Genomic DNA, 15,173 nt, shown 5'->3' with positions numbered 1-15,173 from the left:
CGGCCCTCAATGCGCCAAACCCCCTTGCTAGCCGGGCGCCACTGGACCGTTCTCGGGAAGTGCTGCACGGTTTCCCATCCCGAGGGCGCGACCTCAAGCCAAGTCAACCGCAAGGGGCGAACATGCGGCACATCATTGCAAGCCTGCTGCTCATTCTCGGCGTCACCGGGGCAGCCGTCGCCTATGACGATCCCAAGGCGCTGGTCGAGGCGATCTACCAGCCCTACGCAGCCGGCGAGAAGCATGGGAGCCTCGAGCAGTTCTACTCGAGCCGGCTCAAGGACCTCTATGCCAGTAACGCCGAGCGCCAGGCCATCGACCAGAAGGGTGCGGCCATCGATCCGGATGCGCCCGACATGCTCACCTTCGACCCGTTCATCGAGGGGCAGAACTCACTGCTGCTCGACCTGGTGATCGGTGCGCCGGTCACCAGCGGCGATCGCGCCGTGGTCACCGTCAGCTTCCACAACTTCGACCACATGAGCCTGATCAGCCTGTCGCTGGTCAAGCAGGCCGACGGCTGGAAGGTCGACGACGTCGCCTCTCTCGCCGGCGGCCAGAACTGGCTGCTGTCGTGGCTGCTGCAATACGATCCGTTCAGCGTGAACTGAGCGGGCTCCCCTCTCCCTTGAGGGGGGGTGGGGGTCCATCGGGGATCACCGAACCACCCCCTCCCTCAATCCCTCCCCCCAAAGGGGGAGGGAGGCGAAGCAGCGTCGATGCGGGCCGGAACTGGCTGCTGTCGTGGCTGTTGCAGTTCGATCCGTTCAGCGTGAACTGAGCTGGCTCCCCTCCCCCTTGAGGGGAGGGGTGGGGGTGCATCGGGGATCACCGAGCCACCCCCTCCCTCAATCCCTCCCCTCAAGGGGGAGGGAGGCGAAGCAGCGTGGATGCGGGCCGGAACTGGCTGCTGTCGTGGCTGCTGCAATACGATCCGTTCAGCGTGAACTCAGCTGGCTCCCCTCCCCCTTGAGGGGAGGGGTGGGGGGTGGGGGTCGATCGGTGATCACCGAGCCACCCCCTCCCTCGATCCCTCCCTCAAGGGGGAGGGAGGCGAAGGGCCTGTCAGATCTCCCGGGTGGCCTCCTTCAGCCACGCCTTGACCTCGCCCTTAAGCAGCGGGCCGATCTCCTTGAACACGCGCTTGTGGTAGGCGTTGAGCCAGTCTCGCTCAGGCCCCGTAAGTTGGGCCTCGTCGACCAGCCGCAAGTCGATCGGCGCCAGCGTCAGCGTCTCGAACTCGAGGAACTTGCCGTCGCCGGCCTTGCTCTCGATCACGTTGAGCAGGTTCTCGATGCGGATGCCGAACGCGCCTTCCTTGTAGAAGCCCGGCTCGTTCGAGGTGATCATTCCCACTTCGAACGGCGTCGGGTAGCGCGGCGAAATTCCGATGGGCCCCTCGTGCACCGACAGGAACGCACCGACTCCGTGGCCGGTGCCATGGTTGTAGTTCACGCCGTCCGCCCACAGGAATTGCCGCGCCAGCACATCGATCTGCGCCCCGGTGGTACCCTTGGGGAAGCGGACCATCGATATGGCCATCATGCCGCGCAGCACTTGGGTGAAGCGGGTCTTCTGCTCGGCTGTCACCTTGCCGGTGAACATGGTGCGGGTGATGTCGGTGGTGCCGGAAAGATACTGCGCGCCCGAATCGACCAGCATCAGCTCGCCCGGTTTCAGCGGCCGGTTGGTGCGCTGGTCGACGCGGTAGTGGATCACCGCCCCGTTCGAGCCGGCGCCCGAGATCGTGTCGAAGCTGACATCAACGAGGCTCGGCTCCTCGCGCCTGAAACTCTCGAGTGCGGTGGCGATGGCGATTTCGTCGAGCCGGCCTTTCGGCGCCTCGGCGTCCAGCCAGTGCAGGAACTTGGCCATGGCGACGCCATCGAGCCGGTGCGCCTCACGCATGCCGGCCAGTTCGGCATCGTTCTTCCTTGCCTTGGGCAACAGCACCGGATCGCGCTTCTCGATCAGCACCGCGTCGCTGACGCCGCTGATGGCGCTGGCGATCGCCACGGGCACCGTGCCGGGATCGATCATGACCCGCTTGTCGGCCGCGCCGAGCTTGCGCAGCGCCGCGATCATCGTTGCGGCATCGGCGACCTTGGCGAGACCCTCGAGGCCCTTGCGCAGTTCCGGCGTGATCTTCTCCTTGCTGAAGAACAGCGTCGGCATGCCGCTCTTCGGCACCAGTGCGAAGCACAGCGCCACCGGTACGTGCGGCACGTCGCGCCCGCGCAGGTTGAACAGCCAGTTGATCGACTCCGGCACCGTGAGCACCAGCGCGTCGGCCCCGTCCTCGCCCATGGCGGCGCGGATCTCGTCGAGCTTGTCGGGCGCGGTCCGGCCGGCCCGGTTGTGGCCGAGGAACTCGATCGGCCCGTTCGGCGGGGCAGGGCGCTCGGTCCAGATCCGGTCGACGAGGTTGTCCACCGGCACCAGCACGGCCTTGCCCTCGAACTTCTTCGTCAGGTCGGCCATCTCGCTGGGCGTGTGCAGCCAGGGGTCGAACCCGACCTTGCCGCCCTTGGGCACGAACTCGACGATCCTGGGCGAAGTGCCGCCCTGTGCCGCTTCGAGCACCGTGATCACCTCGGTGTCGGTCTCGGCGGGGGCCTGCAGGGTGTAGCGCCCGTCGACGAACAGGGCCGCCTTGCGGCTGCCGATGATCGCCAGCCCGGCCGAACCGGTGAAGCTCGTGACATAGGCGAGGCGTGCCTCGCTTTCCGGCACCGATTCGCCGCGATGCGCGTCGGTGCGCGGCACGAGGAAGGCATCGACGCCCGCGTCCTTCATCGCCAGACGCAGCGCCCTGACGCGCGGCGCCACCGTCCCGGGATCGGTGCGGATGTCGAACGACTGGTAGACGGTGGGGGCGAAGGTGCTGTCGGTCATGATGGAATTGCCGTTTGGAGGGTGGCGGACCCTAACAAGCGTGCCCCGCCGTGGCGAGTGTTCATTCCAGGTTCATGGCGCAAGCGGCATCAGGGCGCGGGGCTCCGATGGAGCGATGCAATGACGGAACGGAAGAGACTGTTTCACCAGGTGTTCGAATCGATGATGGAGGGGCGCCAGGGACAGGCGCAGCGCTACATCACCGAGTACCTGAAAGCGCGACGGGCGCTGCAGAGCGAGCCTCGGGACTGAAGCGATTCACCAGCCGTTAAGGCGCCCTGCACAATTGGCATGGCTGCCTTTCGCAACAAGGACTTACCGGCCGCGCCCGGGATGTCTATCTACGCATCGTCGGCAGAAGTTCCGACAGACTCGAAGTACGGGAGAAAGACATGCCCGAGAACACGAACGATTTCCGCAAGGCTCTGTCCGGCGTGATCGATGCGCGCGGCCGCGAAGCGACCCGCAGCGTATCGCGTGCCCGTGAGCACCTGCTGCTCGGTGCGCTCACCAAGCGCCCGAACTAAGCCGCGGCGCATCTCGCGCGGCGTTTGCCGAACGTTGTTTGATCGAACGAATCCCTGGGCTCGCCCGGGGATTTTGTTTTTCCGCCGTTGCAGGTTACGGGCACGTTCTCGCCCAACCACCGGCTGTCATCCCTGCGAAAGCAGGGATCCAGGCATCAGCAGGTGCCGGCGGAGAGTTGGATCCCTGCTTTCGCAGGGATGACACCGGGAATGCTGGGTCGGCTCATCGCCTCCCATCCACATGCCCGCCTACACCCGCTCCAGCACCAGGGTCGTCCATTCCTTCTTCTCGATCCGGTGCCGGAGCACGATGTGCTGCAGCCCGTAGGCCGAGATCACGCGGTTGGCCTGGGTGTTGAGGATGCCCGACAGGATCACCGTGGCGCCCGGTTGCGTAACCTTGCGCACGCCCGGCGCGAGCGCCACCAGCGGGCCGGCGAGAATGTTGGCCACCACCATGTCGTAGGGGGCGCCCGTCGCGATCTGCCGGTGGTCGAGCCCCGTCGCCTCGATGGCAATGATGTTGCGCGACACCCCGTTGTCGCGTGCGTTCTCGATGGTCGTTTGTACCGCGATGGGGTCGATGTCCGTGGCCAGCACGGGCAGGCGCGTGCGCTTGGCCAGCGCGATGGCGAGGACGCCGGTGCCGGTGCCCACGTCGATCATCGAGGCGTAGCGGCGGCGCTTCAGCGCCCGGTCGATGGCCTCGAGACAACCTGTCGTGGTCTCATGGTGCCCGGTGCCGAACGCCTGCGCCGCGTCGATCTTGATGCCCGTGACGCCTGTCGGCGGCGCCTCCTCGTGGCTGCCGTAGATGTAGAAGCCGCCGGCAATCACCGGCTTCAGTCCCTCGAGCGATTTCGCCACCCAGTTCACGGTCGGATCGATCGCCTCGACGGCAAAGCTCACCTCGCCGCCCAGCACCTCGCGGGCAATGGCGTTGAATGCAGCGATGTCCGGCTTGCTGTCGCAGGTCGCCTCGAACACCCACTCGCCGGTCTCCTCGATCTCGTGCGCCGAGGCGGTGATGGCCACGTCGTCGCGCGCCATCACGGCGTCGACCAGCGCATAGGCCTGGTCCTTGGTCAGCGGGGTCGAGAGTTGCGAGAGCGTCATGGGCGACAAATCCTGTTCGCCGGCTGTTTCGGAGCCTGCGCGGGCGAAGTCAATGCCTTCGGCCGCCGATCGTTAAGCCGCCGCTTCCGCCCGGGCCAGCGACAGCGCCGCCCAGACGGGCAGGTGGTCCGATCCAGTGCGCGCCAGCGCCGAACGGTGCACCCCGGCGCCCTCCAGCCGGAAGTCGCGGCTGGTGATGATGCGGTCGAGCGGCAGCATGGGCCGGCGCGAGTGAAAGCTGGGCCCCAGCGGAATAATGTCATGGTGCCGCGCGAACTCGGCGAGGCAGCCGCCATCCTGGGCCCACTGGTTGAGGTCGCCCATGATCACCGTCGGCATCCGGTCCTCGAGCTTTTCCAGGTAGCCCACCACGGCCTCTGCCTGCTTCAGCCGCCAGTTGCCGATCAGGCCCAGGTGCATGCCGACGACCCGGATGCGTTCGTGGCCCACCGTCACGTCCGCCATCACCGCGCCACGCGGCTCGAAGGCCGGCAGTTCGATGCGCTGCTGGTTGGTGACCTGCAGGCCCTTCTTCACCAGCAGCACGTTGCCGTGCCAGCCCAGGCTCTGTTCCCGGATGCCGAAGCGCACCGGCATGTAGCCGGTGAAATCGACGATCAGCTCGGGCGACAACGTCGTGGCCCGCTGGCCGAACCGGCGATCCACTTCCTGCAGTGCGACGATGTCGGCATCGAGCTCGCCGAGGATCTGCATGATCCGCTCCGGCTGCCGCCGGCGGTCGGTCCCGAGGCTCTTGCGGATATTGTAGGAGACGAACTTGATCATGAGGCTCAAAGGATTGGAGAGAGCAGGCGCGCCGCCTGCGAAATGAACCGCGCCATCGGGTTGCGCTTGGCGACCTCGGTGCGGGTAACGAGCCGGCAGTGGCTGAAGTCCTCCACCAGCATGGCTTCGACGGCATCCACGACGCCCTTGTTGGGCATCCAGACCGTCATCTCGAAGTTGATCGCGAAGGATCGGTTGTCGAAGTTGACGCTGCCGACCGCGGCGATCTTGTCGTCCATCAGCAGTACCTTCTGGTGCAGGAAGCCCTTTTCATAGCGGTAGATGGCGACATCGTGTTCGACCATGGCGTCGGCGTGGGCATTGCTGGCCAGCCAGACCAGCATGTGGTCGGGCCTGCCCGGCAGCATGATGCGGACGTCCACCCCGCGCATCACAGCGGCGTAGAGCGCCGTCCGCATGTCGGTGTCGGGCACGAAATAGGGGCTGACGATCCAGAGTCGTTCCCGTGCCTGGCCGATGATGTCGCCGAAGGCAATGGCGTTCACCTCGAGCCGGTCGGCGGGCCCTGTCGCCATCACCAGGGCAGAGACATCCCCGGCCTCGACCGGCTCGGGCCGATGGACGTCCAGCACCTCGCCGGTCGCCCACAGCCAGTCCTCCTGGAAGATCAGTGACATCGACATCGCCGCCGGGCCTTCCAGCCGCAGCTGGGTGTCGCGCCAGTGCCCGAACTTCTTGTCCTCGCCCAGGTACTCGACCCCCACGTTGGCGCCGCCGGTCCAGGCCACCTCGCCATCCACCACCACGTTCTTGCGATGGTTGCGATAGTTGACCCGCATCGGCCCGAACAGGCGCAGCAGCCGGTGGCGGTGGTTGAAGCCGTAGATCTGGATGCCCTCGGCCCACAGCCGTTCCTTGTATTCCTTCGACAGCCCGCCGCTGCCGACGTCGTCGTAGAGCACGAAGATCGCGACGCCGGCCCGGGCTCGCTCCATCAGCGCCGCCGCCAGCCGCTGGCCGAGCGCGTCGTGCCGGATGACATAGAATTGCACCAGGATGTAGTGCCTTGCCTCGGCGATGCCGCCGAGGATCGATTCGAACGTGGCCTCGCCGTCGATCAGCAGGTCTGCCTTGTTGCCGGCAAGGAACGGAAGCCCCGCCGCCCGCCGCTGCACCGGCCAGGCGGCCCCCATGTCGCGGTCGATGACCATCAGGTCCTCGGCGCGGATGAGGCGCGACTGGCGCACCTGCAAGCGCGTCCTTGCATAACTGTCGAAGTGCTTCCAGCCGAAGATCAGGTAGATCAGCGCGGTGGGGAAGGGGAGGAAGGCGAGCGACACCAGCCACGCGATCGACCCCTGCGAGGTCCGCGACACGGTGATCTCGCGCACCGCGCAGATGATGGCCAGCGCATAAAACCCGGCCAGCACCATCGCGATGATCGGGATGTTCTGAACGACACCCTCGACCACACCGCTCATGTCGATGACTTCAGCCATGGGAACTCCGCGGTCCGCCTAAGACTAATATCCGATGCATGGCTGACGGCTAGACCCCGTCGCTCGTATGAAGGCAGTTGCGCCTCGCGCCGAACGCCGCGACACTGGCGGCCGGACGCCGGTCTGTCCGAATTCCCGCCGCCGAAAGATCTTGCCCGTGTCGACGCCATCGCCATTGCCCCGTCAGAACGCAATGACGGGAATTGCGTTCAAGCTGAGCTCGGTTTGCGTGTTCCTGGGCATGTCGAGCCTGCTCAAGGCCTCGGAAGGCGTGCCGGCCGGGCAGCTGGTGTTCTTCCGTTCCTTCTTCGCCATCCTGCCGATCATCGTCTATCTGATCTGGAAGAGCGAACTGGGCGTCGGCCTCAAGACGAAGCACCCGCTGAGCCACCTGATGCGCGGCCTTGTCGGCACCGGCGGCATGATGACCGGTTTCTTCGCACTGACCCAGCTGCCGCTCGCCGAGGCCATCACCATCAGCTATGCGACTCCGCTGCTGATCGTCGTGTTCAGCGCGGTCTTCTACCATGAGCACGTGCGCCTCTACCGCTGGAGCGCGGTTCTGGTCGGCCTCGTCGGCGTGATCGTCATCATCTGGCCGCGCCTCACCGTCTTTTCCGGCGGCATCGCCGACATGAGCGGCGCGACGCTCGGCGCCATCTCGGCGCTGATCGCCGCAGGCTTTGCCGCCACCGCCATGGTGCTGGTGCGCAAGCTCGTCGAAACCGAGCGCTCGGCCACCATCGTCCTCTATTTCTCGGTGATGTCGTCCGCCCTCGGGCTCGCCACCATCCCCTTCGGCTGGGTCATGCCCACGCCCGAGCAGTTCGCGCTGCTCGTCGGCGCCGGCATCTTCGGCGGCATCGGCCAGATCCTACTCACCGAATCCTACCGCCACGCCGACATGTCGGTGATCGCGCCGTTCGAATACGCCTCGCTGATCCTGTCGATCGCCATCGGCTACTTCGTCTTCCAGGATGTTCCGACCGTGCAGATGCTGTTCGGCGGCGCCATCGTGGTCGGCTCCGGCCTGTTCATCATCTACCGCGAGCACAAGCTGGGTCTGGAACGGAAGCGCGCGAGCGAAGTCAGCCCGCCGCAGTGAGGGCACCTCAGACACGGTGCGGGAGGCGCGATCCGCACAGTGTCACCCGGGGCATGCCGGGGTTCACCTGAGGCCTTGCAGCTCTCGCGGCGGGTTGCAGCCATCCCAGGATGGATTCCGGCCTGCGCCGGAATGACATCGCGCATGTGGCAGGCACGAGCGGGGATCACCCCTTCTGCACGAAGCTTTCGAGCACCTTCTTGGGGCCGGCTTTCTCGAACTCGATCGACAGCTTGTTGCCCTCGATGTTGTTGATCGTGCCGTACCCGAACTTCAGGTGGAACACCCGCTCGCCGACAGCGTATTTCGAGCCGCGTCCGTCATCCACCGAGCGTGCCACAAGGTCGCCGTCGATCGTCACCGGCCCGTGCGATTTTCGCGTCGAAGCCTGCGCGCGTGCCCGCTGCCAGCCGGGCGTCTCGTAGAGCGAGTCGAACGGGTCGCGCGTGTCGAACCGCCCGCCGCCGGTTCGCCCGCCATAGCCGTAGCCGCCATAGGCTGAGCCGGTATCCTTCACCTCCACCGCGGAGGCCGGCAGCTCATCGAGGAAGCGCGACGGAATGGCCGACTGCCACAGCCCGTGCGTCAGCCGGTTCTGCGCCACCGACACCTTGAGCCGTTTGCGGGCGCGGGTGAGGCCCACATAGGCGAGCCGCCGCTCCTCCTCGAGCCCGGCACGGCCGAGTTCGTCGAGCGTGCGCTGGCTGGGGAACAGGCCTTCCTCCCAGCCGGGCAGGAACACCGTGTCGAACTCCAGGCCCTTGGCCGAGTGCAGCGTCATGATCGAGACGGCGTCGTCCGCCTCGCCGGTATCGCGGTCCATCACCAGCGACACGTGCTCGAGGAAGCCGCCGAGCGAGTCGAACTCCTCCATGGAGTTCACCAGTTCCTTGAGGTTTTCGAGCCGACCCTCTGCTTCGGCTGATTTATCGTTCTGCCACATCTCCGTGTAGCCCGACTCGTCCAGCACCTGCCGTGCGAGGTCGGCATGCGACGTGTGCCGCCGCACGATGCCCGGAGGGCCGTCATCGTCGTCCTCGATATCCTCTGCCGGCGCTGCCTTGGCGCGCCGGCCCCAGTCGTCGAACTGGTCGATCAGCTGGCGCAGCGTCGTGCGCTGCTTGGGCTTCAGCTCCTCGGTCTGCACCAGCATGCGCACGGTGCCGGTCAGCGAGGTGCCCTGGTGCCGCGCCGCGTCGAACAGCAGCTTCAGCGTCGAATCCCCGAGCCCGCGCTTGGGCACGTTGACGATGCGCTCGAAGGCGAGGTCGTCGTTCGGGTTCCACACCAGCCGCAGGTAGGCCAGCGCGTCGCGGATTTCCTTGCGTTCGTAGAAGCGCGGGCCGCCGATGACGCGGTAGTTGAGCCCCAGCGTGATGAAGCGCTCTTCGAACGCCCGCATCTGGTGCGAAGCGCGCACGAGGATGGCGATCGAGTTGAGCGCCTCGCCCTGGCGCTGCAGTTGCTCGATCTCCTCGCCGACCTGTCGGGCTTCCTCGTCGCTGTCCCAAACCGAGGTGACGGTGATCAGTTCGCCCGGCTCGCCCACGTCGGTCTGCAGCGTCTTGCCCAGCCGGCTCTCGTTGTTGGCGATGAGGTGCGAGGCCGCCTTGAGGATGTTGGAGGTCGAGCGGTAGTTGCGCTCCAGCCGGATCACCTTGGCGCCCGGAAAGTCCTTTTCGAAGCGCAGGATGTTGTCCACCTCGGCGCCGCGCCAGCCGTAGATCGACTGGTCGTCGTCACCGACGACGCACAGGTTCGCTTCCGACGCGGGCTTGCCCTGCGCCAGCAGCCGCAGCCACAGGTACTGCGCCGTGTTGCTGTCCTGGTACTCGTCCACCAGCATGTACTTGAACTTGCGGTGGTACTCGGCCAGCACGTCGGGATGCTCCTTGAACAGCTTGATGTTCAACAGCAGCAGGTCGCCGAAATCGGTGGCGTTCAGCGTCGCGAGCCGCGCCTGGTAGTCGCGGTAGAGGTTCGGCAGCCGCCCGTTGGCAAAGCCCGACAGCTCGGCCATCGGCACGTCGTCCGGCAGCCAGCCGCGGTTCTTCCAGCCATCGAGCATTCCCGCGAACACCCGTGCCGGCCAGCGCTTCTCGTCGATGTTCTCGGCTTCGAGCAACTGCTTGATCAGCCGGATCTGGTCGTCGGTGTCGAGGATGGTGAAGTCCGAGCGCAGGTTCACCAGCTCGGCATGCCGGCGCAGGATGCGCGCCCCGATCGAGTGGAACGTGCCCAGCCACGGCATGCCCTCCACCGCCGCGCCCGCCAGCTTGCCGATGCGCTCCTTCATCTCGCGCGCGGCCTTGTTGGTGAAGGTCACCGACAGGATTTCGGACGGCCAGGCGAGGCGCGAGGTGAGAATATGCGCGATCCGTGTCGTCAGCACGCGCGTCTTGCCCGTGCCGGCGCCGGCCAGCACCAGCAGCGGCCCCTCGGTGGTGAGCACCGCCTCGCGCTGCTCCTCGTTGAGGCCCTTCAGGTAGTCAGGCGCACCCGCTCCCCGGCCAAACTGGCTGGTGATCGAGCCCGCCTTGGGGCGGTCGAGGCGCTGCGATTCGGCTGGCATGGGGGATTGACGAATCCTGTTTCGTTCTCATCGGCGAATATAGGGATGAGTGTGGCCGATGTATATGCGCGGGCACCGCACAGAACCGTCAGCGCACAGCACTGGGCAGGGCCCCCGCCCGCCCCTGGGTGCTCCGCGGAAGGTCCCCATCACCAAGCTCACCCCACCCACCAGCCGTCATCCCAGCGAAAGCTGGGACCCAAGCCTCCCCCGCACCATCCGAGAGTTGGATCCCAGCGTTCGCCGGGATGACACCGAGTTTGAAGTACAATCGAGCCCCACGTACCGGCCCACCCAACAAACTTATCCCCCCAACTCCACCGGATGTCGAGGGTCATGGGAGTCGTCCCATGGCGGGTCGGTGTCGTGGGCAACCGGCCGACTGGTCAGGTCCCGTCCTGGTAACAGGGGTGTGGAGAGAACCAGCCGCGCACGCTCCCTCACGGCAGCGGTCTCACTCAGACCTCGATCCGACCGGCGCGGCGACGGCCGTTTTGTTTGCGGACTAACCGCGTGGCCGAAAACCGCGCCGGTCACCCCGCCCAGGTTGTGCGACATCCTCCGGCGCCGCAAGGCGGTCGGGCGCTTCGGCTTGCCTAAACCAGCCTGCCGTGACACAACCCGCGCCAACCCAGCGAGGAGGGCGCTCCCCATGTCGAGACTGGTCGGCTTCTACCCCGGCTCCTTCGATCCGCTCACCAATGGCCATCTCGACGTCATCGAGCGCGCCTGCAAGCTCGTCGACAAGCTGGTGATCGCAGTCGGGACCCATCATTCCAAGAAGCCGCTGTTCAGCCACGAGGATCGCGTCGCCCTGCTGAAGGCCGTGCTCGAGCCGGTCGGCAAGCGCACCGATACCGAGTTCGAGTTCGTCGACTTCTCCGGCCTGATGGTCAACGCCGCCCGCGCCGCCGGCGCCAGGCTGGTGATCCGCGGGCTGCGCGACACCACCGACTACAATTTCGAGATGCAGATGGTCGGCATGAACGCCCAGATGGCACCTGACCTGCAGACGGTCTTCCTGCCGTCGAGCCCGCATGTCCGCCACATCTCGGCCACGCTCGTGCGTCAGATCGCCGAACTCGGAGGCGATATCAGCGCCTTCGTTCCCCCCATCGTTTTCAAGGCACTGAAGAAATAATGGCCGATCCCATCAAGCGCGCCGGCATCATCCTCGGCATCGTCTTTGCCGTCGTGGCCGCCTTCTTCGCCGTTTCCGTTGTGGCTCCTTCCGCCGCTCATGCCCAGTCGGGCAAGCCGCACTGGATCCTCGAGCTCAAGGACGGCCCGGTCGATATCGAACTGCTGCCCGAGCTGGCGCCCAATCACGTGCAGCGCGTCATCGACCTGACCAACCAGGGCTTCTACAACGGCATCGTCTTCCACCGCGTCATCGCCGGCTTCATGGCGCAGGGCGGCGACCCGACCGGCACCGGCATGGGCGGCTCGGACCTGCCCGACCTCAAGGCCGAGTTCACCGACAAGGTGAAGTTCGAGCGCGGCGTCGTCGCCGCCGCCCGCAGCAACGATCCGGACAGCGCCAACTCGCAGTTCTTCATCATGTTTGCCGAGGCTCCCTGGCTCGATGGCCAGTACACCATCTGGGGCAAGGTCGTGGCGGGCATGGACATTGTCGACAAGATCAAGAAGGGCGATGGCGATCAGCCGGTCGCCGACCCCGACAAGATCATCTCCGCCAAGATCGAATACAAGTAAGGAGGCCATGACATTGGCTTACGCTGATCCCGAGAATACCCTCGTCATCGAGACCACCAAGGGCAATGTGGTCATCGCCATGCGTCCGGACCTTGCTCCGAACCACGTGGCGCACATCAAGAAGCTGGCCCGCGAAGGGTTCTATGACGGCGTGGTGTTCCACCGCGTGATCGACGGTTTCATGGCCCAGACCGGCGACCCGACCGGCACCGGCACGGGGTCGTCGAAGTACCCGAACCTCAAGCAGGAATTCAACGCCGAGCCGCATGTCCGCGGCACCGCCTCGATGGCGCGCGCCCAGAACCCGGACAGCGCCAACAGCCAGTTCTTCATCTGCTTTGCCGACGCCCGCTTCCTCGACCGCCAGTACACCGTCTGGGGCAAGGTCATCGAGGGCATGGAGAACGTCGACAAGATCAAGCGCGGCGAGCCGGTGCGTGAGCCCGACAAGATGATCTCGGTCAAGGTCGCGGCCGACATCGCCGAATGATCACGAAGGCCGCAATCGCCATCCTCGGCCTTTGCGGCCTTGCCACTCCGTCCATCGCGACGGAGTGGATCAACTGCGCCGCGCCCGACGGCGCGGCCAGTATCGACCTCCTTGTCGGCGCCACCGACGTGCTCTCCGTCGCCGGCATGACCATCACCGTCGGTGACAAGGTCTGGGCCACCGACCCCGCCTATGGTCCGGGCGACCCAGTCATGGTCGGCCAGGGCTTCGAGGATGCAGAGACGCTGCGCATCGACGCGGTCGATCCGGGCCTGACCGCCCGCATCGCCGAGCTGCGCCTGTTCAAGACCGCCGCTGACGACGCCGCCCCCATCTATGGCGGCACGCTTCGCATTCCCGGGCAAGGCGCCTGGGCCGTGGGCTGCTCCGGTCCCTGATGCGCGTCGACGAGTTCGATTTCGACCTTCCCGAGAAGTGCATCGCGCTGCATCCGGCCGAGCCGCGCGACAGCGCCCGTATGCTGATCGTCCGCCCGGGTGAGCCGCTCGAGGACGCCCACGTCACCGACCTGCTGCGCGTCCTGCGCGCCGGCGACGTGCTGGTCGTCAACGACACCCGCGTCCTGCCCGCCGAGCTGACCGGCACCCGTATGCGCGGCGACAACCGCGCCTCCGTCAGCTTCAACCTGCACAAGCGCGTCGACGCCCATACCTGGCGCGCCTTTGCTCGTCCGGCCAAGCGGCTGCACGTGCTCGACCGGCTCGAGCTCGGCGACAACGGCAACATTGCCGCTACCGTTGCGGGCAAGGGCGAGACCGGTGAAGTGACGCTGGAGTTCGATCTCGGCGGCGCCCAGCTCGACGAGGCGATCAAGGCGCACGGCGCCATGCCGCTGCCGCCCTATATCGAGGCCAAGCGCCACACCGAGGAGCGCGACAGGACGGACTACCAGACCGTCTACGCCGCCCGCGATGGCGCTGTTGCCGCCCCTACGGCCGGACTGCATTTCACCGAGAGCCTGCTGCAGAAGCTCGCCGACCTGGGTGTCACCATCGAACGGGTGACGCTGCATGTCGGCGCGGGCACCTTCCTGCCGGTCAAGGTCGACGACACCAGGGACCATGTCATGCACGCCGAGTGGGGCGATATCCCCGCCGCCGTGGTCGAGCGTATCCTTGCCGCCAGGGCCAAGGGGGGCAGGGTGGTGGCAGTGGGAACGACCAGCATGCGGCTGCTGGAGACAGCGGCCCGGGCGACCGGCACGTTGCAGCCGTTTATCGGCGATACCGACATCTTCATCACGCCTGGCTACCGCTTCAATGCGGTGGACATCCTGATGACCAACTTCCACCTGCCGCGCTCGACCCTGTTCATGCTGGTCAGCGCCTTTGCCGGGCTGGAGACGATGCGCGCAGCCTACCGGCACGCCATCGAGACCGGCTACCGCTTCTACTCCTACGGCGACGCCAGCCTGCTGTTCCGGGCCGAGTGATAGTTAAGCATAAGCTTGACAGTCGTCGTTGCGTCAGAATACTTAAGCACGTGCATAAGTGATGGAGAGCCCCATGCGCCAGCTGATCGCCTGGAACGTCGTGACCCTGGACGGCTATTTCGAAGGCACCGAGCCATGGGCCATCGACTTCCACAGCCTCGTCTGGGGCGAGGAGCTGAATGAACTCAGCGACCGGCAATTGGCCGAAGCCGGCCTGCTGCTGTTCGGCCGCAGGACCTACGAGGGCATGGCCAGCTACTGGCAGGGCTCGACCGAACCCGAGGCGGCGGAGATGAACAGCCTGCCCAAGGCCGTGATCTCGAACACTCTTGCGAGTGCCGACTGGAACAACTCGCGCCTGCTCAAGGGCGACGCAGTCGAACTGGTGCGCGGCCTCAAGGCGGAGAAGGGTGGCACGATCTATGTCTTCGGCAGCGCCGAACTCCTGTCGAGCCTGCTCGCTGCAGGCCTCGTCGACGAGTACCGCCTGTGCATCGCCCCGATCCTGCTCGGCAAGGGCAACCCGCTGTTCAAGCAGCAGGAACAGCGTCAGCTGCTCGACCTCGTCTCAGCCAGGCCGCTGTCCAACGGCGGCGTGCTGATGAGCTACCGGCCGAAAGCCTGAGATCGGTCGATTTACAGTACCCGCGTCTCCCGCCTGGCGATATACTTCCTGTTGCGAAGAAAATCTTCGCCAACAGGAGGAGCGTTCAATGTCCAAGTACATCATGCTGCTCAACTGGACTGAGCAGGGGATCAAGGCCATCAAGAATTCCGGTGCGCGTTACGACGCCGCCAAGGCGGCAGCCAAGGAAATGGGTGTCACTTTCGAGTCGGTCTATATGACATTTGGCCAGTACGATCAGGTGATTGTCGCCGATGCACCGAGCGATGAGGCGATCGCGACACTCATGCTCAAGTCCGCGGCGCTCGGAAACGTGCGCGGCATCACCATGAAGGCCTTCGTCGAAGCCGACTACAAGAAGATCACGGCCGCGGTCTGATCGGCAGGGCAGGGTGACAGGAGCCGCGGGGCCCGCTAATTAGCCGGCC

General features: G+C 65.9%; 16 protein-coding genes. 11 read left to right on the top strand and 5 right to left on the bottom strand.

The features are described 5' to 3' along the window. The first annotated feature begins 122 nt into the window (after positions 1 to 122). Entirely contained in the window at positions 123 to 611 is a 489-nt protein-coding gene (locus J0I99_RS02705) for a DUF3828 domain-containing protein (RefSeq protein WP_291395617.1), read from the top strand. Between the two features lie 454 nt (positions 612 to 1,065). Here J0I99_RS02705 and J0I99_RS02700 read toward each other — a convergent pair whose 3' ends face one another. Further along, positions 1,066 to 2,895 carry an aminopeptidase P family protein gene (locus J0I99_RS02700; protein ID WP_291395615.1) on the bottom strand — a complete coding sequence of 610 codons (1,830 nt, stop codon included), beginning with the start codon at positions 2,893 to 2,895 and terminating at the stop codon, positions 1,066 to 1,068. Between the two features lie 120 nt (positions 2,896 to 3,015). Here J0I99_RS02700 and J0I99_RS02695 point away from each other — a divergent pair, with 120 nt between their 5' ends. Further along, positions 3,016 to 3,147, top strand: a complete 132-nt coding sequence (locus tag J0I99_RS02695) for a hypothetical protein (RefSeq protein ID WP_291390528.1) — start codon at positions 3,016 to 3,018, stop codon at positions 3,145 to 3,147. A 140-nt stretch (positions 3,148 to 3,287) separates the two neighbouring features. Beyond that, a complete protein-coding gene (locus tag J0I99_RS02690) occupies positions 3,288 to 3,422 on the top strand; it encodes a hypothetical protein (RefSeq protein ID WP_291390526.1) in 135 nt (44 codons plus the stop codon). A 249-nt stretch (positions 3,423 to 3,671) separates the two neighbouring features. Here the strand turns inward: J0I99_RS02690 and J0I99_RS02685 are convergent, their stop codons facing one another. The 3 genes from J0I99_RS02685 to cls all read right to left on the bottom strand — a co-directional run bounded on the left by J0I99_RS02685 (position 3,672) and on the right by cls (position 6,784). Then, a complete protein-coding gene (locus tag J0I99_RS02685) occupies positions 3,672 to 4,538 on the bottom strand; it encodes a 50S ribosomal protein L11 methyltransferase (protein ID WP_291390524.1) in 867 nt (288 codons plus the stop codon). A 72-nt stretch (positions 4,539 to 4,610) separates the two neighbouring features. Beyond that, positions 4,611 to 5,324, bottom strand: a complete 714-nt coding sequence (locus tag J0I99_RS02680) for an endonuclease/exonuclease/phosphatase family protein (RefSeq protein ID WP_291390522.1) — start codon at positions 5,322 to 5,324, stop codon at positions 4,611 to 4,613. 5 nt (positions 5,325 to 5,329) lie between these two features. Further along, entirely contained in the window at positions 5,330 to 6,784 is a 1,455-nt protein-coding gene (cls, locus tag J0I99_RS02675; RefSeq protein ID WP_291395613.1) for a cardiolipin synthase, read from the bottom strand. Positions 6,785 to 6,977: 193 nt separating this feature from the next. Between cls and J0I99_RS02670 the strand changes: the two genes are divergently transcribed. Next, on the top strand, positions 6,978 to 7,889 hold the full coding sequence (locus J0I99_RS02670; RefSeq protein WP_291395611.1) for a DMT family transporter: 912 nt from the start codon (positions 6,978 to 6,980) through the stop codon (positions 7,887 to 7,889). Between the two features lie 166 nt (positions 7,890 to 8,055). On the opposite strand, the gene J0I99_RS02665 is transcribed toward J0I99_RS02670, so the two are convergent. Beyond that, entirely contained in the window at positions 8,056 to 10,461 is a 2,406-nt protein-coding gene (locus J0I99_RS02665; RefSeq protein WP_291395609.1) for an ATP-dependent helicase, read from the bottom strand. 652 nt (positions 10,462 to 11,113) lie between these two features. On the opposite strand from J0I99_RS02665, the gene coaD reads away from it, so the two are divergent. From coaD to J0I99_RS02630, 7 genes are all read left to right on the top strand, one after another. Further along, the gene (gene coaD / locus J0I99_RS02660) at positions 11,114 to 11,602 is read left to right on the top strand and encodes a pantetheine-phosphate adenylyltransferase (RefSeq protein WP_291391196.1); all 489 of its coding nucleotides are present in this window, start codon (positions 11,114 to 11,116) and stop codon (positions 11,600 to 11,602) included. Next, entirely contained in the window at positions 11,602 to 12,177 is a 576-nt protein-coding gene (locus J0I99_RS02655) for a peptidylprolyl isomerase (protein WP_291395607.1), read from the top strand. Before coaD ends, J0I99_RS02655 begins: the two co-directional genes overlap by 1 nt. 13 nt (positions 12,178 to 12,190) lie before the next feature. Further along, complete coding sequence (locus J0I99_RS02650; protein WP_291395605.1) at positions 12,191 to 12,667, top strand: peptidylprolyl isomerase; 477 nt, start codon at positions 12,191 to 12,193, stop codon at positions 12,665 to 12,667. Then, positions 12,664 to 13,065 (top strand): hypothetical protein, encoded by a 402-nt coding sequence (locus J0I99_RS02645; RefSeq protein WP_291395604.1) that lies wholly within the window; start codon positions 12,664 to 12,666, stop codon positions 13,063 to 13,065. Before J0I99_RS02650 ends, J0I99_RS02645 begins: the two co-directional genes overlap by 4 nt. After that, a complete protein-coding gene (queA, locus tag J0I99_RS02640; RefSeq protein WP_291395603.1) occupies positions 13,065 to 14,120 on the top strand; it encodes a tRNA preQ1(34) S-adenosylmethionine ribosyltransferase-isomerase QueA in 1,056 nt (351 codons plus the stop codon). The genes J0I99_RS02645 and queA overlap by 1 nt, the downstream gene beginning before the upstream one ends. A gap of 73 nt (positions 14,121 to 14,193) precedes the next feature. After that, the gene (locus tag J0I99_RS02635) at positions 14,194 to 14,745 is read left to right on the top strand and encodes a dihydrofolate reductase family protein (protein ID WP_291395602.1); all 552 of its coding nucleotides are present in this window, start codon (positions 14,194 to 14,196) and stop codon (positions 14,743 to 14,745) included. An 88-nt stretch (positions 14,746 to 14,833) separates the two neighbouring features. Further along, positions 14,834 to 15,124, top strand: a complete 291-nt coding sequence (locus J0I99_RS02630; RefSeq protein WP_291395601.1) for a GYD domain-containing protein — start codon at positions 14,834 to 14,836, stop codon at positions 15,122 to 15,124. Positions 15,125 to 15,173 lie beyond the last annotated feature (49 nt).

Origin of the sequence: Devosia sp. (assembly GCF_017307495.1) — a bacterium.
Classification (GTDB): domain Bacteria; phylum Pseudomonadota; class Alphaproteobacteria; order Rhizobiales; family Devosiaceae; genus Devosia_A.
This window is presented reverse-complemented; position numbering and strand designations above follow the sequence as displayed.